The organism is Humibacter sp. RRB41 (assembly GCF_022761015.1).
Taxonomy (GTDB): domain Bacteria; phylum Actinomycetota; class Actinomycetes; order Actinomycetales; family Microbacteriaceae; genus Humibacter.
The window spans coordinates 233,167-252,614 of the sequence record NZ_JAKWJQ010000001.1 but is presented as its reverse complement, the minus strand read 5'-3'; the positions used below and the strand labels follow the sequence as shown (position 1 = coordinate 252,614).

Annotated in this window: 19 protein-coding genes; 5 read left to right on the top strand and 14 right to left on the bottom strand. The window is 67.0% G+C overall.

Annotated features, from left to right (window positions below; all coding sequences use genetic code 11):
- Window positions 1-397: 397 nt before the first annotated feature.
- Window positions 398-1,648 carry a GAF domain-containing protein gene (locus MJ603_RS01290; protein ID WP_243061852.1) on the bottom strand — a complete coding sequence of 417 codons (1,251 nt, stop codon included), beginning with the start codon at window positions 1,646-1,648 and terminating at the stop codon, window positions 398-400.
- 180 nt (window positions 1,649-1,828) lie between these two features.
- Here MJ603_RS01290 and MJ603_RS01285 point away from each other — a divergent pair, with 180 nt between their 5' ends.
- A complete protein-coding gene (locus MJ603_RS01285; protein ID WP_243061851.1) occupies window positions 1,829-4,231 on the top strand; it encodes an HAD-IC family P-type ATPase in 2,403 nt (800 codons plus the stop codon).
- A gap of 7 nt (window positions 4,232-4,238) precedes the next feature.
- Here MJ603_RS01285 and MJ603_RS01280 read toward each other — a convergent pair whose 3' ends face one another.
- Window positions 4,239-4,700, bottom strand: a complete 462-nt coding sequence (locus tag MJ603_RS01280; RefSeq protein ID WP_243061850.1) for a hypothetical protein — start codon at window positions 4,698-4,700, stop codon at window positions 4,239-4,241.
- Between the two features lie 627 nt (window positions 4,701-5,327).
- On the opposite strand from MJ603_RS01280, the gene MJ603_RS01275 reads away from it, so the two are divergent.
- The 4 genes from MJ603_RS01275 (at window position 5,328) to MJ603_RS18690 (ending at window position 8,655) form a co-directional block, all read left to right on the top strand.
- On the top strand, window positions 5,328-6,029 hold the full coding sequence (locus MJ603_RS01275) for a hypothetical protein (protein WP_243061849.1): 702 nt from the start codon (window positions 5,328-5,330) through the stop codon (window positions 6,027-6,029).
- A gap of 131 nt (window positions 6,030-6,160) precedes the next feature.
- Window positions 6,161-6,565, top strand: coding sequence for a hypothetical protein (locus MJ603_RS01270; protein WP_243061848.1), 405 nt, complete (start codon window positions 6,161-6,163; stop codon window positions 6,563-6,565).
- A 9-nt stretch (window positions 6,566-6,574) separates the two neighbouring features.
- Window positions 6,575-7,423, top strand: coding sequence for a hypothetical protein (locus tag MJ603_RS01265; RefSeq protein WP_243061847.1), 849 nt, complete (start codon window positions 6,575-6,577; stop codon window positions 7,421-7,423).
- Between the two features lie 50 nt (window positions 7,424-7,473).
- Window positions 7,474-8,655, top strand: coding sequence for an OmpA family protein (locus MJ603_RS18690; RefSeq protein ID WP_243061846.1), 1,182 nt, complete (start codon window positions 7,474-7,476; stop codon window positions 8,653-8,655).
- Between the two features lie 77 nt (window positions 8,656-8,732).
- Here MJ603_RS18690 and MJ603_RS01255 read toward each other — a convergent pair whose 3' ends face one another.
- From MJ603_RS01255 to MJ603_RS01200, 12 genes are all read right to left on the bottom strand, one after another.
- Complete coding sequence (locus tag MJ603_RS01255) at window positions 8,733-9,251, bottom strand: DinB family protein (protein WP_243061845.1); 519 nt, start codon at window positions 9,249-9,251, stop codon at window positions 8,733-8,735.
- 75 nt (window positions 9,252-9,326) lie between these two features.
- A complete protein-coding gene (locus tag MJ603_RS01250; RefSeq protein ID WP_243061844.1) occupies window positions 9,327-10,685 on the bottom strand; it encodes a serine hydrolase in 1,359 nt (452 codons plus the stop codon).
- Between the two features lie 211 nt (window positions 10,686-10,896).
- Window positions 10,897-12,180 (bottom strand): ATP-dependent RecD-like DNA helicase, encoded by a 1,284-nt coding sequence (locus MJ603_RS01245; protein ID WP_243061843.1) that lies wholly within the window; start codon window positions 12,178-12,180, stop codon window positions 10,897-10,899.
- Window positions 12,177-14,201, bottom strand: coding sequence for a cytochrome c oxidase assembly protein (locus MJ603_RS01240; RefSeq protein WP_243061842.1), 2,025 nt, complete (start codon window positions 14,199-14,201; stop codon window positions 12,177-12,179). The genes MJ603_RS01245 and MJ603_RS01240 overlap by 4 nt, the downstream gene beginning before the upstream one ends.
- A 172-nt stretch (window positions 14,202-14,373) precedes the next feature.
- Window positions 14,374-14,661: an HU family DNA-binding protein gene (locus MJ603_RS01235; protein ID WP_146321257.1), complete on the bottom strand. Its 288-nt coding sequence runs from the start codon at window positions 14,659-14,661 to the stop codon at window positions 14,374-14,376.
- A gap of 477 nt (window positions 14,662-15,138) precedes the next feature.
- Window positions 15,139-15,444 carry a 30S ribosomal protein S14 gene (gene rpsN, locus MJ603_RS01230; protein WP_243061841.1) on the bottom strand — a complete coding sequence of 102 codons (306 nt, stop codon included), beginning with the start codon at window positions 15,442-15,444 and terminating at the stop codon, window positions 15,139-15,141.
- Between the two features lie 2 nt (window positions 15,445-15,446).
- Entirely contained in the window at window positions 15,447-15,614 is a 168-nt protein-coding gene (rpmG, locus tag MJ603_RS01225; RefSeq protein ID WP_146321261.1) for a 50S ribosomal protein L33, read from the bottom strand.
- Window positions 15,614-15,850 carry a 50S ribosomal protein L28 gene (gene rpmB, locus MJ603_RS01220; RefSeq protein ID WP_243061840.1) on the bottom strand — a complete coding sequence of 79 codons (237 nt, stop codon included), beginning with the start codon at window positions 15,848-15,850 and terminating at the stop codon, window positions 15,614-15,616. Before rpmB ends, rpmG begins: the two co-directional genes overlap by 1 nt.
- A gap of 160 nt (window positions 15,851-16,010) precedes the next feature.
- Window positions 16,011-16,427 (bottom strand): Fur family transcriptional regulator, encoded by a 417-nt coding sequence (locus tag MJ603_RS01215; protein WP_243061839.1) that lies wholly within the window; start codon window positions 16,425-16,427, stop codon window positions 16,011-16,013.
- Window positions 16,424-17,344 carry a metal ABC transporter permease gene (locus tag MJ603_RS01210; RefSeq protein WP_243061838.1) on the bottom strand — a complete coding sequence of 307 codons (921 nt, stop codon included), beginning with the start codon at window positions 17,342-17,344 and terminating at the stop codon, window positions 16,424-16,426. Before MJ603_RS01210 ends, MJ603_RS01215 begins: the two co-directional genes overlap by 4 nt.
- Window positions 17,341-18,321, bottom strand: coding sequence for a metal ABC transporter ATP-binding protein (locus tag MJ603_RS01205; RefSeq protein ID WP_243062698.1), 981 nt, complete (start codon window positions 18,319-18,321; stop codon window positions 17,341-17,343). The genes MJ603_RS01210 and MJ603_RS01205 overlap by 4 nt, the downstream gene beginning before the upstream one ends.
- Window positions 18,322-18,433: 112 nt before the next feature.
- Window positions 18,434-19,360, bottom strand: a complete 927-nt coding sequence (locus MJ603_RS01200) for a metal ABC transporter solute-binding protein, Zn/Mn family (RefSeq protein ID WP_243061837.1) — start codon at window positions 19,358-19,360, stop codon at window positions 18,434-18,436.
- Window positions 19,361-19,448: the final 88 nt, after the last annotated feature.

Sequence of the window (19,448 nt, the reverse complement as noted above, 5' to 3'; positions counted from 1 at the left end):
CACTTGTAGTCGACGTACGTTTGTGCGCTCATTCCTCGTCGTGCGCCGCTCCACAGCCGAAGAGTGCAGCACCCTCACGCTCGCCAACGGCTAGGCCGTGCGCGGAGCCAGTTTCGGCAGCGTAGCGGTATACAAGCGCCCGGTCGAGATCGGCTCCGGCGCAACACGCTTAACGGGATCGTGGGGCGGAAGAACCCGAACTCCCGCCCCACCTTTCCCCCATTACAGGCGTCGACGCACCCCCACAACGCGTCGACGACTTCTCTTACGGTGCCCCAACTCCCTCGGCGAGACTGAACGCGATAAGCCGTCGAGCGAAAGGGTAGACGAAGGTATGTTGCAACCCGTTGCAGGCGATCGCATGCCCCTGCTCGCACCTCCGCCGAAGCGTCGACGCTCAGCCCTCGAGCGCCTCGATCTTTTCCACGATCGTGAGTCGCTTCGGCGAGCGCGGCGGCAGCAGGCGGAGCGCTTCACGCAGCACCTCGACGTCGTCAGCGGCTTCCGGCATCATCGCGTACTGCACCAGCACGTCTGCGGATGCTTCGCTCAGCATCGCGTCCCGCAATCGTCGCAGCACATCGCGCCGGATCTCCCCAACTCCGGGCGCCGTGCTCGCCGGCAGCACGGGACCCTCGTACGCGGCGAGTGCCGCCCGATGGGCACCGCGCTGCACGAGTCGCAGCACGTTCTTCGCGTCGAGCTCGACGGCGCGGTCGAAGCGGTAGGGATTGGACAGGAGCCCGAGCGCGATTCCGGATGCCTGCAGCACCTTGCGCAAGCGAGCCAGCTCCACGCGTAGCGTCACGTCGGCGCCGCCGTCTGCGTACACCGCCTCGCGGAGCGCTTCGGCGCTCAGCCCTCGTGCGTGCCATGCCAGAACGGCGACGATGGTCGCGTGCCGCGTGCTGAGCGGAATGACCGTGTCACCGCAGACGAGCTCCCCGACATCTCGGCCTGACACGTGTAGCACCGGGGCGGGCGAGGCCTGGCGGAGCACGGGCATCCGAGTCGCCGTCTTCATGCGGGGCTGCTGGGCGAGCCGCCGAACGGTGAGTTCTGACTCGGCTGCGGCCGCCGTCGCCTGCAGCAGGGTCATGGCGAAGGGGTCGACGGCACGGCTGTCGCCTGTGATGTCGATGACGCCGATCGGCTTGCCGGTCTGCGGATCGTGCAGTGGAACGGCGGTGCAACTCCAGCCGTGCACGATGGTTCCGAAGTGTTCAGCGTCGTGGATCTGGATGCCGTGATCGAGCGCGAGTGCCGTTCCCGGTGCCGAGGTGCCGACGGCATCCTCCGACCAGTTCGCTCCCGCGACGAAGACCAGCCCTTCTGCACGACTGCGTGCCGCGGAGTCACCCTCCACCCAGAGAAGCCGCCCGCGCTCGTCCCCGACGGCGACCAGCAGGCCGGAGCCTTCGACATCGCTGACCACCAGCCGTCTGATCAGCGGCATGAGACCGGCCAGCGAATGCTCTTCGCGAAACTCGCGGAGGTGCGAGCCCTCGATCGCCAACGGCGGCAGAACGGTGTCCGGATCCAACGACAGTGCGAGCGAGCGGCGCCACGACTCGGCCACGACGCGCCTCTGAGTGGGCTGCCTGCCCTCCGGCGAAGCGAGCCATTCGTTGGCGTCATTCGCACGCATGCCGTCGCCACCCTCGGTCGACGTCGCTGACTACCGCGACCTCTCTATGGTACGTGCACCCTGCGCAGGGGACATCGAAGCATCACCGGTGTCTACTAGGCTCGCAAATCGCGGTCGGTGCGCGCGACCGAATCCATTCTGAGCCGGTTCATCGGCGCGAAACGGGGGATGCGATCGAGGATGACCGACACGTCTGACGTGCTCCACGGTCTCACCGACGCCGAGGTCGTCGAGCGCGTCGAAGCCGGCAAGACCAACGCGTACACCGACCAGACCAGTCGGTCGGCGTGGAGCATCATCCGCGCCAACGTCTTCACGCTCTTCAACGGCATCATCGTCGCCTGCTTCGCGGTGCTGCTCGGGCTCGGCAGGTGGCAGGACGCCCTGTTCGGCCTGAGCGCTGTCGCGAACACCATCATCGGATCGGTGCAGGAGTTCCGCGCCAAGGCCGCACTCGACAAGCTCGCCCTGCTGCACGCACCGAGCGCGCGAGTACTGCGCGACGGGGAGCTGCGCGAGGTGCCGGTCTCCGCGGTCGTGCTGGACGACCTTCTCGTGCTGCGCGCCGGCGACCAGGTTGCCGCCGACGGCGTAGTGCTCCACTCCGCACGGCTGCAGGTCGACGAGTCGATGCTCACGGGCGAGTCGGATGCCGTCGACAAGCTGCCCTCCGACGAAGCACTGAGCGGGTCGATCGTCGTCGGCGGTGAGGGTGCCGCCCGGGTCACCCGAGTGGGCGCCGACTCGTTCGCCAACAGGCTCGCGAGCGAGGCGAAGCGATTCTCGCTGGTCTCCAGCGAGCTGCGCCGTTCGGTCGGCAAGGTGCTCAAGTTCCAGGCCTGGATCATCGGCCCGATCGCCTTGCTGGTGCTCAACGCCCAGATCTTCGTGTTCGGCGGCTGGCCGGACGCCATCAAAAGCGGTGAGTGGCGCCAGGCGGCGGTCAACGCGATCGCGGCGGTGATCGCGATGATCCCGCTCGGCCTCGTGCTGATGACGAGCATCGCCTTCGCGGTCGGTGCCGTAAGGCTCGCTTCCCGCCAGGTTCTCGTGCAGGAGCTGCCGGCCGTCGAGGGCCTCGCACGCGTCGACGTCATCTGCCTCGACAAGACCGGCACGCTCACCGAGGGCGAGATCGTGTTCGACGAGGCGCATCCTGTGACGGATGCCTCTCCTTCAGGCTGGCGCGACGCGCTCGCCTGGTACGGCGCCGAACCGGATGCGAACGCGACGGCGCGCTGTCTCAGGCTCGCCTATTCGGTGGACGGCGGGCTCGAGCCGCAGGGACGCATCCCGTTCTCCTCGGCTCGCAAGTGGAGCGCAGTCTCGTTCGCGGATGCCGCACGGGGCACCTGGGTCCTCGGCGGACCCGAGATGGTGTTCCCTGGTGCGGATCACGAGGACCTGCGGGCGCGATCGGCCGAGCTGGCGGCATCCGGTCGCCGGACTCTGGTGCTCGCGCATTCGCCACTCACGCTCACCGAGAGCGAGATCGATGGGGAGCGGCTGCCCGCAGGGCTCGAGGCAGCAACGCTGCTCACGTTCCGTGAGCAGGTGCGCTCCGATGCACGCGAGACGCTCGGCTACTTCGCGTCACAGGGCGTCGACGTCAAGGTCATCTCCGGCGACAACCCGCAGACCGTTGCGGCGATCGCGCGCGAGGTGGGGCTGGATGCCCCGACGGGCTTCGACGCTCGCGAGCTGCCCGACGAGACGGATGCCCTCGCTGAGGCCCTGGAGCAGCACACCGTGTTCGGGCGGGTCACCCCCGACCAGAAGAAGGCGATCGTGCAGGCACTGAAGTCGCGCGGGCACACCGTTGCGATGACCGGCGACGGCGTGAACGACGCACTGGCCATCAAAGAGGCCGACATCGGCATCGCGATGGAATCCGGATCGGCGGCGACCAAGGCCGTCGCCCGCATCGTTCTGCTCGACGGCAAGTTCGAGCACCTTCCCGGCGTGGTCGCCGAGGGACGTCAGGTGATCGCGAACATCGAGCGCGTCTCGATGCTGTTCCTCACGAAGACCGCGTACGCGACGGTGCTCGCGATCGTCTTCGGCATCACGATCATGCAGTTCCCGTTCCTGCCGAGACAGCTTTCGGTGATCGACGGGCTCACCATCGGCATTCCGGCGTTCTTCCTCGCGCTGATGCCGAACCCGCGCCGCTACATTCCGGGCTTCCTGCGCCGAGCGCTCACCTTCGCCATTCCCGCCGGCGTGATCGTCGGCCTGGTGCTGTGGTGGTACGCGGCCGCGGCGGCCGGTGCGGGTGTTCCGCAGGCCGAACTGCGCACCGGTGCGACGCTCATCCTGACGATCGTCGGGCTGTGGGTGCTCGTCGTGCTCTCCCGCCCGATCGATGGCTGGAAGATCGTCATCATCGGGGCCATGATGATCGGCCTCGTGCTGGTCTACGCGGTGCCGATCGCCCGCACCTTCCTCAACCTGGTCGACCCGACGCTGATCGACACGCTTCTCGTGATCGGCATCTCGATCGTGGCGATCGTGGGCATCGAGGTGGTGCGCTTCATCCACCGCCGTTACGTGCGCAGGCACGGAGCCACCGGCGACTACTGAGCGTGCGTCACATGCCGGTCCTGCGGGCCGCGGCATCCCGTTCACTGACGTGCGCGAAGTACGCCCGAGGACGCCCGACCCAGAGCGCGAGCACGATCAGCACGCTCACCACGATCAGCAGTACCTCGAACCACACCGAGTCTGCGTCGACGATGAGCGAGATCACGGCCAGGGCCGTCTCCACGCCGAGGGCGATCGTGAGCCCTACCCGGGCGTAGTGCTTGCCGCGGCTCAGGGCCGACGCGAGAGCGATGATGAACAGCCCGAACAAGATGACGCCCGCCCCGATCAGCGTCACCCCGAACTGACCGCCGAGCGTGGCGATGTCAGCGACATAGCGCAGCAGGATGAACAGGATGCCCACCCCGATGGAGAGGAATCCGGCCACGTAGGTCAGCACCACGATCAGGATGAGCTCGGCAGGGGGCTTGTGCCGACGGTGCGGGTTCGCTGGAGTTCCCGTGGTCATGGTCACACCCTAGGAGCCGCCCGACCCCATCGGCGAGACTGCACGCCAATGGGAGAGGCGCGATGTAGGCCGGCACACCGTGTATTCGGCCGAATGGGCGGCGTGCCGGCCGAGACCGTCGCGGATGAACCACGACGGGCGGGCCCCGTCAAGAGTCGGGAGGGGTCCAGGACGCGCCGCCCGCCGACGTGGCTGACCGCGCACAGAAGACAAAGGAAGGGGGGCCATTGGGCGCGGTTGCGGCCCCCGCGGCATCCGCGCCCATGGCATCCCCACATGAACCCTGCGCTGGGGCAAGCCCCCCGGCTTTACGGCCTCCGCGCATGTGACTCATGCGATCATCTTGCACCCGTTGCGCGTCACTGGGTAGAGCAGAAACAGCCCTGTCTGCGACCAACGGCCCAACCTGCCCGCCCCAGTTAGAGGCACACCACCTCGTACGACTCGGCGATCGATGCGACTCACGACCGTGTAGTGCCGGTATTCCTACGGAAATACGGCCCGAGGCAAGGCTGCAGGAGACGACCGGTCGCCCCACATCGCGTTCATGGCGGACTGTCGGCTGGCCAACCTACGGTGGGACTCCTCGACCCGCCAGGGCCGACCACGATCAGGAGGAGGACCACCGTGTCCGATGCTCGCGCTCTGCGCCCACCGCGCTCCCCGCGCTCGCCGCTCCGCGTCGGCGTGTTCACCCGCGCACACTTGAACCGTCTTGCGAAGCGGGATGCCCGCGCCGGTGTCCCGCGCGCCGCCTACGAAGCCGAGCCGGTCGGCGAGCCGACCCCTACCGTGCAGGTGCTGCAGGCCCACGCCGCGACCTACACGCAGCGCGAGGCTCAGCGCTTCCTCACCGATGTGCGCACCCAGTGGGTGGAGCACGAGGCGCTCTCCGAGACGATCGTGCGGGAGCAGCACGAGTTCGCCGAGCGCACCAGTGCGCTGGAACGTGCCGCAGCGACCGCGGTTCAGGATGCCACCAGCCCGGCAAACGAAGACCTCCGCCGCCTCGAGCGCCGCATCCAGCGCGACCTGCGCCGTTCAGCCCATCTGAAGGCGATCATCCACACGCGGTTCACGGTCGCGCGCTTGCGGGCCAGGCGTTACTTCGACTACTCCGATGAGAAAGTGGCGCTGTACTGGGGCACATTGCGTCGCAGGCATCCGGCAGCCGAGAACATCAGCGATCGTCCGCCGGCACTGGAGCGCCCATCGTGGCTGACGGTCGATGACAATTACCGCGCCCTCGACCTCTGGAACGGCAGCACCATCTTCAGCGGCGCGGTCGAGGTGGGGCCGCAGGCCGGCCTGCCTCCGCAGCAGACATAGCAAAGGTCCACCGACCGTTCAGCAAACGGCAGGGCGGGGCACGCAAGCTTGTTGCACCGTCGTGCGCCGAAGGTGCGCACCACGCGGCAGGGGGCCGGGTCGGAACATCCGATCGGAAGCAGGAGGGGAACATGGCAGCACGCAATCGGCAGGGCGCCGTGGTCGGCATGGTCGACACGCACGACGCGTTCGGCCTCGAAACCGTTGAGTACACGTTGCCCAAGGTTCGACGGCTGTATCGCCGGCTGAGCTGGCGGCTCTGGCGTATGAGGAGGTCGCTCGACGTCGAAACCCTCGACGTCTTCGAGCACGAGATCTCGGCATTCGAGAACGTGGGGCTCTCCGATCTCGCCCGGCAACGCACGCGGCACGAGGCGACGATCGAGGCGCTGCAGACCATCGCGAAGTCCAGGGTCGAGCTCGTGAACGGCGCGCTGAAAGGCGCATACGCCGACCTCGCCAAGGCGGAGGCCGACGCTGCGATGCTCGAGCGCAAACTGGCCGACCGTGATCCGCAGTTCCACAGTTACGCGTAAGGGGGAGCCATGGCACGCGACATCGTCATGAGACCGCCGAGCGGCGGACCCCGGCTCGGCCGGCTCGCGCCCGTGACGCACGTACTGGTCTACGTGCTGCTGATCGGCATGATCGCCGTCGACTACTACCTGCTGTCGCAGACGCTGACGCTGCTGTTGCGCAACGACAGCCAGTACGGGTCGATCGGCGCATTGATGTACATCATCACGGCCGGAATCTCCGCCGCGATCGTGACGATTCCGCACATCATCGCGGTGCTCGTGCGCCGCATCGAGAGCGGAATCAGCACGCGCGGCTGGGTAGCCGTAGCGATCGGACTCGGCATCCTGTGGGCGGCGATCCTCGTGGTCATCACTCTCGCCCGGGTCAAGGCCGGACTCGACGCGCAGACCGCAGGTGGTCTTTCCGGTCTCGTCGGTGCGACGTCGACGGCCACCACGGGCTTCTCCTGGACCGCGCCGGACACGCTCATGGCGTTCCTCATGCTCGGCGTGCTCGTGACCTCCGGCGCCCTGAGCTTCGTCACCGCCTGGCTCACGACCCGCCCCCTGGTGACCGCCGTCGAGCGCGGATGGCACCGGGTCGCCAAGTTGCGTCGGTACCGCGACCGACTGCTCGCCGAGCAGCTCAAGGCAGCGGATGCCATCGCTCAGCAGGCCGCGCAAGACGCGTCAGACCTCGCGCGCTACGACATCGCCCAGGACGTGCTCCGCTCCCGGTTGGAGCAACTGCGCGCCCGGCTCGCGATGCAGCTCGCAGAGCGGCAACGCGACCCGCAGGGCACGAGCCAGATCATCCACGAGCTGCAGCTCCGCCGCGAACCGGAACCGAACCCTCAGCCGGCTCCCGCCGACTGAGCTCCGTCGCCGCTCAGCTCCTCCACCTCCCCACCATCGAGAGGATTCCCGTGCGCTTTCCACTCCGCATCATCGGGCCGATCGTCGCTGCCGGCCTCGTCGCCGTCGCACTCACCGCGTGCTCCTCATCATCTGGCGCAGGCACGTGCAGCCAGACGAACAAGCGCAACATCGGCGTCGTCGCCGGGAGCACGGCCAACGAGCCGGCGACCCGGCTGTCGACATCCGCCACCGCCCAGCTGAAGGCAGCAGGGCAGACCAACGGCAGCGTCACCATCGTCGTCCCGTCGGGCAAGCCGCAGGCCATGGGAACCACGCTGCTCGGGTCGACCGCGAACGACGCGATCGTCTGCCGCAGTGACCAGAGCAACAAGCTCACCCAGGTGACGGGCTACATCAACGGGCTCAAGGCATCCACCGGCGAGGTCGACTTTCTCGACTCCATCGACCAGGCTGCGCGCGGACTCGGCAAGAACTCGATGGGCGTCGTCGTCGTGGGAAGCGGGCTGCAGACCGTCGACCCTCTGAACTTCGCCGTGAGCGGGTTGCTCACGGCCGACCCGTCGACGGTGGTCGCCGACCTGAAGTCGAAGGGCGAGCTGCCGACTGATCTCTCCGGCATCACCGTGTACTGGTCCGGCCTGGGCGACGTTGCCGGTGACCAGCAACCGCTGACCATCACCGCGCGCAGCAACCTCCAAGCGATCTGGAGCGCGATCATCAAGGCGGCGGGCGGCACGCTCTCGGTGCTGTCGGAGACGGCATCCGGCTCGGCCGCCAGCGGTCTGCCTGCCGTGACAGCTGTGCCCGTTCCCGCGACGGCGACCAACACGAACTGGACGCAGCCGATCGTGGTGCGCGACGGCGACCTGCTGTTCGTCAAGGACACCGCGACGTTCTCCGATTCGTCGACCGCGCAGAAGGTTCTCGCCGGACTCGTGCCCTCCATCGAGCAGAACGGGCAGGTGATCACGATCACGGGCACCGCTTCGAAGGATCAGGCGACGAGCAACACGGCAGACCTCACTCTGTCGAAACAACGAGCGGATGCCGTCAAGCAGGCCCTCGTCGCCCTCGGCGTCTCCGCGTCACTGCTCACCACAGCCGGCGTCGGTCACGAGTGGTGCGGGTTCAAGACCGAGACGGATGCCTCGGGCACGTACTCCGACGCCCTCGCCGAACAGAACCGCACCGTCATCCTCACCTCGCCGGGCGTGGCCCTCTGCGGATAGCTCCACACCCAGGCGATCGAGAGCCGAGTAGAAGGCCGCCTTCGACGCGGTCGCGCTCGCCCAGGGAGCTGTACACCTCAGTGCGAGACGTCCCAGAGGTGATGCAACGGGTCGTGGATGTAGTACAGCGCCAGCGTCTCGACCGTGAACACCGAGCCGTCGCTGCGGCGGCCGGTACGACCGAGGGCGGCCTGCGGAACGCGCTCGAAGGCATCCGCCAGTGCAAGTCCGGCGTTACGCAGGTCGAACGCGACCTCTGCCGGGTTCTGCTCGGCGTACCGTTCGGCGATCGCCGTGGCGTCCTGGTCCCAGTTCTCGAATTCGGGGTCGTCTTCATCGAGCATGAGCCGCAACCTTCCGGCGAAGACGCGGAACACGTCGCGAACGTGCGCCGAGTACTCCAGCGGAGACCATGTGCTCTCGTCGGGTCGCACCCGCACGTCCGCGCGCTCGAGCACTGGAATCCAGGCCGTGACGTTGTCACGCGTGATCCTCGGCACGTCGGCGAACGCGATCAGCCCGGCGTCGAACCCGCAGTCGGGGCAGGGGCGTTCGAGCACCCACGTCCAATTCTTGGTGTCCGGCACGATAGGCATGCGTAGAGCCTAGAGCCGAAGACGGCTCGACGGCCGAGCCCGGTTCGAAGGAGGCGCTCAGATCGATGGAGGCGCTCAGTTCGAAGGAAGCGGCTGGTAGACGGCCGGCGCAGGCTTCGGCACGGGTGCCGGCTTCGGTGCAGGTGGCGAACCAGGTGCTCGGCACACCGCGAGCTGGTTGATCGAGGCGGCAGCGGCATCCGCCGTCCACGGCAGTTTGATGCTCGGCGCCTTGTGGCCGGCCGCCGGTGTGAAGGCGGCGGCGATCGCCGCGAGCCGCATGGCGAGCGCCTGGGCGTAGGCGGCGCCCGACGTCGAGTCGTTGAGCATCACCACGACAGTGAGTCCCGAGCTGGGATCGCTGAGCATCGACGTGATGAATCCGGGGACCGACCCGTCGTGCCCGCGCATCGGGCCGAGCTGGATACCGCCCATCCCGTAGGCCTGCCACGCGGCGACATTCGCTCCGAGCGGCACCGTCTGCCACGCGGCCTTCTTCTCGTCGCCCTTCAGCAGTGATGTCGTGGCGAACGACTGCGCGAACGTCTTCAGGTCCGACAGGTTCGAGACGACGCCCGATGCGGTCCACGCCGAGCTCGGCGCGAGCCGCGTGTCATCCATCACCGTTCCGCACTTCGGATCGCCCGTGATGGCATCCAGCGAGGTGGCGTAGCCGTGCAGTTTCGACCCCGGTATGTCCGTGCCGCTCGGCAGCATGGACGACGTCATGCCGAGCGGGCCGAACACCTCGCTGCTGTACAGCGACTGCCAGTCCTTTCCGGTCGCCGCTTGCAGCGCCATGCCGAGCAGGACGTAGCCCGCGTTCGAATACGACCAGCGCTGACCGGGCGTTCCGGCGCGGGGTTGACCCATGCCGTCCGAGAGCAACTCCATCGGAACATACGTGCGCAGCGGGTTGTCGACGAACTGCGGCCCGAGAGCGCTCATATAGTCGCCGAGCCCCGACGTGTTCTGGCACAGCTGCCCGAGCTTCAGCCCGTCGATGCCCACGACGCGAGGCAGGTACTTCGAAACGGGGTCGTCGAGCGAGACCGTGCCCTTCTGCGCGAGCGAGAGCAGCACGGTGCAGGTCATCGACTTGGTGACGGAGCCGACCCGCCACGGCATGTTCACGCCGACGGGCACCTTGCCCTTGACGGTCGTCGTGCCGATGCCCGCTTCGTAGCTGCCGGCCCACGGAGCCCACACGCCGACGATCGCGCCCGGCGTCCCGACGAGCTTCATGGCATCCGTCACTGCGGTCTTGATCGAGTTGGACTCACTCGACGGAAGCGTCACGGATGCCTGCGACGGCTCGGGCGTTCCGCCCACCTCCTGCGTACACCCCGCGAGGGCGAGCGAGGTCGCGAGCACTGTGCTCAGCGCTCCCGCGATCAGCGTCAGCCGACGGCTGCGCCCCCTTGGCCGTGACATACATCCCCCCGCGGTCCCCCCGGATCCTGTTCTTCAGCCTATGCGTGCTTCCGCCGTTCACCGGGAGTCAACGGTAACGAGACGGCAACTTCCGACCGGAAATCATCCGTTCGGATGACTCTCGCCCGACTGTGGTCTGACCACAGGCGTGGACTGATGGGTCTGCGCCGACGTCCACCCCGCGGCCGGGCTACGTTCCGGCAGCGACGGTTCAGTCCTCGCGATTGCTCATGAAACGGTCGACGTCACGGTCGACGAGCACGTCGCTCGGCCTGAGCGGCCGGGTCAGGTAGAGGCCCTCGAGCGAGGTCAGCCTGCTGAGCGCGACATAGGTCTGTCCCGGGCTGAACGCCCGTGCGCCGAGGTCGACGATCGCACTGTCGTAGGTCTTCCCCTGCGACTTGTGGATCGTGACCGCCCATGCCAGCCGCAGCGGAAACTGCGTGAACTCGGCGGCGATGTCTTTCGTGAGCTTCTTGGTCAGCGGATTGTAGGTGTACTTGAATCGCTCCCACACGGCGGGTTCGACATCGTGCACATCGCCGTCGACATCGACGAACACGGTCGAGTCGATACGCACCACGGTTCCGATGGTTCCATTCACCCAGCGCGGCCAGTCGCCGCCCTGACCGCTGTCGTTGCGCAGGAACATCACCTGCGCGCCCACCTTCAGCTCGAGCGTCTCGTCTGCAGGAAAGTTACGTGTGCCGAAATCACCTGAGACCTCGGCCTTGGCAGTGAGTGCTCGCCCTGGCAGCTTCGCCAGAGCGGATGCGTTGATGCGGTTCACGGAATCGTTGCGCGTCGCGAGCGTGATCGTTCCGTCATCGGGCGCCGGGCGCGCTCCCATGTCGTTCAGCCGGTCTGCGATCTCCTTCGTGACCCGCCCGTGGCGCACGGCGTTGAGCATGAGCTTGAAATCGAGCTCGTGCTGCCGGTGGATCTCGCCGAGCTCGAAGCGGTGCAGCGTCGTCTCCTGCCACACCTTCGCGTCGAAGAACCACATCGACCGGTAATGGTCGGCGAAGTAGGCCCGCTCCTCCGAGTCGCCCGGTACGGGAGCGAGCTGGTAGGGATCGCCGAAGAGCACGATCTGCACGCCGCCGAAGGGTTCGAGTTTGCGCTGTCTGGCCTGGCGCAGGGCGCGGTCGATGGCATCCATCAGGTCTGCGTTCACCATCGAGACCTCGTCGATCACGAGCGTGTCGATGGTGTTCAGCAGCTTGACGAGCTCGCGGGGCTGGTCGAGATCGTGGTCGGCGATGACGCCGATCGGCAGGCGCAGCAGAGAATGGATGGTCTGGCCGCCGACGTTGAGCGCCGCCACTCCGGTCGGTGCGCTGATCACGAGCTGCTTGTCGGTGTTCCAACTGAGGTGATTCAGAAGCGTCGACTTTCCGGTACCCGCACGCCCGGTGACGAACACGTGGTCGCGCGTGTGCTCGATGGCGTCGTACACGGCGGACTGCTCGGCAGTGAGGTTCACCGCGCTCAACGCTGGGGCTCCTTCGCGACATCCGACGGGGCGTTGGTCCCGGTGCCCTCGCCTCCACCATCGGGGTCGGTGGATGCCATGCGCTGCAGCATCGCGTTGTAGGCGACGAGATCGGCGTCGCCGTCGCGATCGGCTTTACGATCGCTGCGCTTGCTCTCCTTCGCATCGCTGCCGCTCCACTGCACGGCCACGACGATGGCCAGCACGAGGGTCGGGATCTCGCCGATGCTCCAGGCGATGCCACCGGCGAGCTGCTGGTCGCCGAGCGGCGTCGAGCCCCACGTTCGGCCCATAGCCCCGAACCAATCGGCGAGGAACAGGCCGTTCGTGGTGAGGATCGACAGACCGAAGAACGCGTGGAACGCCATCGTGGCCAGGAGCAGCACGAGCCGCAGCGGATACGGGAATCGGTAGTGCACCGGGTCGATGCCGATCAAGGATTGAACGAACAGATAGCCGACGATCAAGAAGTGGAAGATCATCCACTCGTGTCCGATGTGATCGGTGGTCGCCCAACTGAACAGCGGTGAGTAGTAGAAGACCCAGAGGGAGCCTGCGAACAGCACGGCGGCCGTGAGCGGATGCGTCAGTACCGTCGCCACCCTCGAATGAACGACGAGCAGGATCCACTCACGCGCACCGCGGGATCCGTCGCTGCGTTTCTTGATCGTCCTGAGCGCGAGCGTGACCGGCGCGCCGGGAACGAGGAGCAGGGGCACCGCCATCGTGAGCAGCATGTGCGCGAGCATGTGGCTCGAGAAGAGGTACTTCTCGTACACGTTGATGCCGCCGTTGGTGACCCAGAGCAGCAGCAGGATGCCCGCGATCCATGCGATCGTCCGCCCGACCGGCCACTTGTCGCCACGTCGATGCAGCCGCACGACGGCGGCGATGTAGAAGAAGAGCGCGAAGCAGCATCCGATCAGCCAGAGCGGATCGACGTTCACGCCGAAGACATAGCGGGCGAGCGTGAGTGGGGCGGGTAGTGGTTCGCCGGTGAGCACCTCTGCGGGTGTCGGGGCGGACACCGGGACGTCGGCGACCGGCGTGGCGGTGCGCGCCAGGGCTGCGGCAACGCCTTCGGCGATCCCCATGAAAGCAAGCTCTGCGGAGACCAGCCACCAGAAGAGCTTGCGGCCGCCGGTGCGCTTGAGTCGGCCGATCAGATAGCGCCGCTGGAACATTCCGAACAGGCCGAGGGCGACGAGCGCAAGGGTCTTGACCAGCACGAGCACGCCGTAGGAGGTGAGCAGGTTCTGCAGCGTTCCGATGCGCAGGTCGGCGTTGATGATGCCCGAGAACGCGACGACGACGAACGAGATGATTGCGAGGGTCGAGTAGCGCTCGAGCACGGTGACGAGCCGCTCACCGTGCAGGGTCTTGCGGATGAGCACCATCGTGAGCAGGCCGCCGAGCCAGATCGCGGCGAACGCGATGTGCAGCCCGAGCGACGTGATCGCCTGGTCGTGTCCTGCCGTTCCGGCTGCATGGCCGCTCAGCGCCATCGGCAGCAGAGTGAAGAACGCGAGGATCGTGACGAAGACGAGGGCGGTCTGGTTGCGCACGGCGAAGCACAGCACGGTGGAGACCGCCGCGATCAGCGTGATCGCCAGCCAGACCTGCCCGATGGAGATCTGCGTGGCGAACTGGCTGATGCCGTCGCTGAACGACTGATCGAACGAGAGTGGCGACCCCGTGACGTCCAGGTAGGTGAGCACCCCGGTGATGGCGCTGACGATCGTCATGACCGCGGCGGAGCCGGCCGCGACATCCAACGCCCTGTCGTATTCGGGCTCCTTCGGGCTGAGCGCGAAACACGCCAGCACGAGGGCGCCGATCATGCCCGCGGCGCTGAGATTGACGAAGAGGTTGGCGATCGGCAGACCCCAGCGCACGATCGGCCCCGGGTCGAGCAGGGCAGGAGCGGACGCACCGCCGCCGTACCCGAGTGCGACGAGAATTGCGATGAGTCCGAAGACCACGAGCGCGACGGGACCCGCGACGCGCTGCACTCTGCTCACCCATCAAGAGTAGTCGCGCGATCCTTGACATCCGGCGAGACGAGGATGCCTGTGGCAGGCTCCGCCGCCGACGTCAGCTGTGGACGCGGTGAGGGCGCCGGCACAACGGGCGCAGATGCGAAAGAGGGAATGCCGGCGAACCGGCATCCCCTCCTTGCGTGAGGCGCTGAGACTACTTGACGGAAGCCTTGAGCTTGCTGCCCGCGGTCAACTTGACGCGGTGGCCGGCCGGGATCTTGATCTCGGCGCCGGTCTGCGGATTGCGTCCGGTGCGCGCAGCCGTCGACGTACGCTCGGCAGCGAGCCAGCCCGGGATTGTGACCTTGCCCCCGCCTGCGACGGTCTCGGCGATGGTCGCGAAGAAAGCGTCGACCACAGCCCCCACGGCAGCCTGGCTCTGACCGGTCGACGCGGCGACTGCCGCAACGAGCTCGGTCTTGTTCAGCGACTTGTCAGCCATTGAGTGTCCTCCTCGGACGTCCTGCTGCTGAGCAGCGATTGGTGTTGAAGTTCACGGCTATGAGCCGCATGGATTCGGTGAGCGGGAGTGCCCCGCAAACCGCCCTCAAAGTACCATTCGGCCCCATAATTCCGCGGATTTCCGGGCTTTCCGACCGGATCTTCACCCGATCATGGGGCCGAAACGCCTTCTCGGCGGGGTTATGCACAGGCATCAGCCAGTTATCCCCAGGACACAGCCGCCCTCGCCGACGTGCCTACCCACCTCTTCGTGGCCCTCACGCGCCCTCCCATCACCCCAGCGAGACTCGGTTTTTGCCGAGGCTGGGCTTGACAGCGGAAGCCTCAGCACGAAAGCGAAGTCTCGGTGATGGGATCGGCCGCGGCGGCAGGGCTGACCGCTCCGACAGCGCTGACCGCTGGCGCACGAAGGGGCGCCGACCCGAAGGACGACGCCCCTTTCGAAGGTGCTTGCTGCTTACCAGCTCGACTTGGTGATGCCGGGCAGCTCGCCACGGTGCGCCATGTCACGGAAGCGAACACGGGAGATGCCGAACTTCGTCAGCATTCCACGCGGACGGCCGTCGACAGCGTCGCGGCTGCGCAGACGCACAGGCGACGCGTTGCGCGGCAGCTTCTGCAGGCCGACGCGAGCGGCTTCGCGCTCTTCGTCGCTGGAATTCGGGTTGATCAGGGCCTTCTTCAACTCCATGCGCCTAGCGGCATAGCGGTCGACGACGTCCTGGCGCTGCTTGTTGCGCGCGATCTTGCTCTTCTTGGCCATACTTACCGCTCCTCGCGGAATTCGACGTGCTTACGCACAATGGGGTCGTACTTCTTGAGCACGAGGCGGTCGGGATCGTTGCGACGGTTCTTCTTGGTCACGTAGGTGTAACCGGTGCCGGCCGTCGAACGAAGCTTGATGATCGGGCGGATGTCCTGCTGCTTGGCCATCAGATCTTCTCCCCACGGGCAAGGATGTCCTTGACCACTGACTCGATGCCGCGGGCGTCGATCACCTTGATGCCCTTGGCGCTCACGTTCAGCGTGACGTTACGGCGCAGGGACGGCACGTAATACGTCTTCCTCTGAACGTTCGGGTCGAAGCGGCGCTTGGTGCGCCGGTGCGAGTGCGAGATGCTGTGACCGAAACCGGGTACGGCTCCCGTCACCTGGCAGACTGCTGCCATTGGATCCTCCATCAGTACCGAGAGGCGGATGCCTCTCCCAAGATCTCTTGTCGGCACACACAATCGCTCATCGCTTTCGCGAGAAGGGGATTGTGTGGGCGAACCGTGCAGAGGAGTCTGCACAGACAAACGGTTAGTCTACGCGACCGGGCCGGTCTGCTCAAATCGGCGGTGCTGAAGCGGATGCCGCTTCGAGCGCCGTGCAGGTCGCGCAGAGGCCGAAGACGTCGACGACATGGCGGGCATCCGTGAAGCCATGCTCGGATGCCACTCGTTGCGCCCACTGCTCCACGTCGTCCGCCGCGATCTCCACCGTCGTGCCGCACCTGCGGCAGATCAGGTGATGGTGGTGACCGCTGGTCGAGCACGCGCGGTACAGGGCCTCGCCCTCTGGAGACTGCAGGGAGTCGGCCTCGCCCTCCGACGCCAGATCGGCGAGGGCACGGTAGACGGTCGCGAGCCCGATCGGCGATCCGTGCTCGCGGAGCCCTGTGTGCAGGCTCTGCGCACTCACGAACCCGTCGTTGGAGGTCAGCGCCTCGCGCACGGCCTCGCGCTGCCACGTATTGCGCTTCATGGCGCCTCCACCGGCGCGGGGGTGCGCCGCGGGGCGAGGGCGGGAACGGGCATCCGTCGACCGCTGATGCCTCGGCGTTTGCGAGCCCACGCGATCACGCGACACACCACGTAGATGAGGAACGAGATCGTCGTGACGTACGGGCTGATCGGCACGCTCCCGCCGAGCGCCAGCATGATGCCGCCGACCATCGACACGACCCCGAACACCACGCTGAGCACCGGGACCCAGAGCGGGGACGACGTCACCTTGAGCGCGGCGGCGGCCGGCGTGACGAGGATCGAGAGCACGAGCAGCGCACCGACGATCTGCACCGATACGGCCACCGCAAGGCCGAGCAGCAGCATGAACACGATCGACAGGGCGCGGGTCGGAACGCCGCGGGCGGCCGCGACATCGGCATCCACGCTCGCGAACATGAGCGGGCGCCACACGACGGCCAGACCGAGCACCACGACGATCGAGATGATCAGCAGCGCACCGATCTGCGGGTTGTCGATGGCGACGATCTGCCCTGTGAGCAGCCCGAACTTGTTCGCCGATCGGCCAGGGTAGAGGGCCAGGCACAGGATGCCCAACCCGAGCCCGAACGGCATGAGCACCGCCGTGATCGAGTTGCGTTCTCTCGCCCGCGAACCCAGCAGCCCGATCAGAAGCGCCGCGATCAGCGACCCCACGATCGACCCCTGCACGACGCCCACCCCGAACAGCAGGCCGGCGGATGCCCCGGCGAACGACAGCTCGCTGATGCCGTGCACGGCGAATGCCATGTCGCGCGACATCACGAAGACGCCGATGAGACCGCCGACGACGCCGAGCACAGCGCCGGCCAGGATCGAGTTGCGCAGCAGAACGAGCAGCTGGCCATAGTCGGTGAAGTTGAAGATCTGCGACCACCAGTCGACGGCATCCGTCACGGTTCCTCCGTCCCGTCGTCACTACTGCGCCATTTGCGCTTAACCGCGCCAGTCGAAGTGGCGCTGTTAAGCGCAAATGGCGCTGTTGCCTCGGCGTCGTGCGCCGGGTCGTGCTGCTCGTCGTGGTGGGCGTGAGATCCGTCGGGGTGCGCGCCGGGGGCATCCGACGTGCCGACGACGACGATGCGGCCGCGGGTGCGGATGACGTCCACTGGCGACCCGTACAGCTCGCTGAGCACCTCGCTGCGCAGCACCTGGTCGGGTGTGCCGATGCGGAAGCGTCCGCCCGCGAGGTAGAGCACCCGGTCGACGAGGTCGAGCACCGGGTTCACGTCGTGCGTGACGAAGAGCACGCCGAGCTGACGCTCACGCCGGTGCCGGTCGATCAACTCGCTGACCGCACGCTGGTGCGCGAGGTCGAGCGAGAGCAGAGGCTCGTCGCAGAGCAGCAGCCGCGGGTCGCCGGCGAGCGCCTGCCCGACACGCAGCCTCTGCTGCTCGCCGCCGGACAGCGTCGAGATCGGGACCTTCGCGTACGAGGCCGCGCCGACGGCATCCAGCAACTCGTCGATGCGCTGTTTGCGCTTCTTCGACGGCCACGGAACACCCCAGCGGTGCCCATCGACACCGAGCCCGACCAGGTCACGTGCGCGCAGCGGCGTGCCCTCATCGGCGAGCTTCTGCTGAGGGATGTATCCGATGCGGCGATTGCCACGCGTCACCGGCTCACCGCCGAAATCCACCGAGCCCGACTGCAGCTTCTGCTGGCCGAGGATGACCTTGAGCAGGCTGGTCTTGCCCGACCCGTTCGCGCCGAGCACCGCGATGAACTCGCCGGCGTGCACGTCGAGGTCGAGGCCGGACCACAACGGGCGGTCCGCGAAGCCCAGCGTCGCGTCGCGCAGGCTGAGGACCGATTCGAGGGATGCCGCCTGCGGCGCCGCCGAAGCGCGAGCCGTCACATCCGTGGAGTCCATGGCGCCGGCAGGCTGTGCCTCTGTCGTCGGCCCGGCTTCGGTGGTCACGAATCCGGACACTACGCCACGTTCGTCTCCACGCGTTCCTGTCACGCTCATCGCAGTGCTCGGATCATCGCGACTTCTTCAGCGCGGCGCCGATGTTGTCGAGATTGCTGCGCATCCAGGTGAGATAGGTCTTGCCGTCTGGCAGCGTCTCTGTGACGGGCACGACGGGCACGTCGTTCGATTTGGCCGCGCTGAGCACCTGCTGGGTCTGCGCGCCGGTCGTCTGCTCGTTGTAGGCGAGCAGGGCGACGGAGCGGGACGAGAACAGCGCGAGGGTCTGCTCGAGAACGGAGGGGGCGACATCCGTGTCGTTCTCGATCGCCTCGCTGAACTTCTGCGGCGTCTTGTCGACGAGTCCGATGGCGTTCAGCATGTAAAGCGGAACGGGCTCGGTGATGGCCGCCCCCTTGCCTGCGTACGTCTGCTTCAACTGGGCCTCTGTCGCGGTGAGCTTCGCGACGGATGCCTCGAACTTCTTCTCGTTCGCAGCGAACGTCGCCGCATCGGCCGGCCTGGCCTTCGCGTAGGCCGCCGCGATCTTCGAGGCGACCTTGTCGACGGTGGGGAAGTCGTACCAGAGGTGCTCGTTGAAGTCGCCGTCGGACGGATGCTGGTCGTACCCGGAGATGGTCGCCGCGTTCAGCTCGGTCGGCGACGTGTTCGCGGCCTTCACCATGGTGGTGACGAAGTCGTCGTATCCGCCCCCGTTGGTGATGACGATCTTCGCCTGTGAGATGGCGAGCTGGTTGCGGGCGCTGGCCTGGTAGTCGTGCGGGTCTTGGTTCGGGTCGTCGATGATCGACGTGACCGAGACGTGGTCGCCGCCGATCACACCGGCGATGTCGCCCCACACATTGGTGGAGGCGACGACCTTGATCGGGCCGGATGCCGCGCCCGACGAGGCTGGATCGGCGCCGGCTGCTGAGCATGCGGTGAGGAGGAGTGCGGTTGCCGCGATGACGACGGGAAGGGCGAAGACGGAACGCTTCATCGGGGGGTGTGCCTGTCTAACTCGTAAAGAGCGTCGGAGATGCGAACTGCTGAACACGGCCTGACCCCGATGGGCGGGCCGCGGGCGC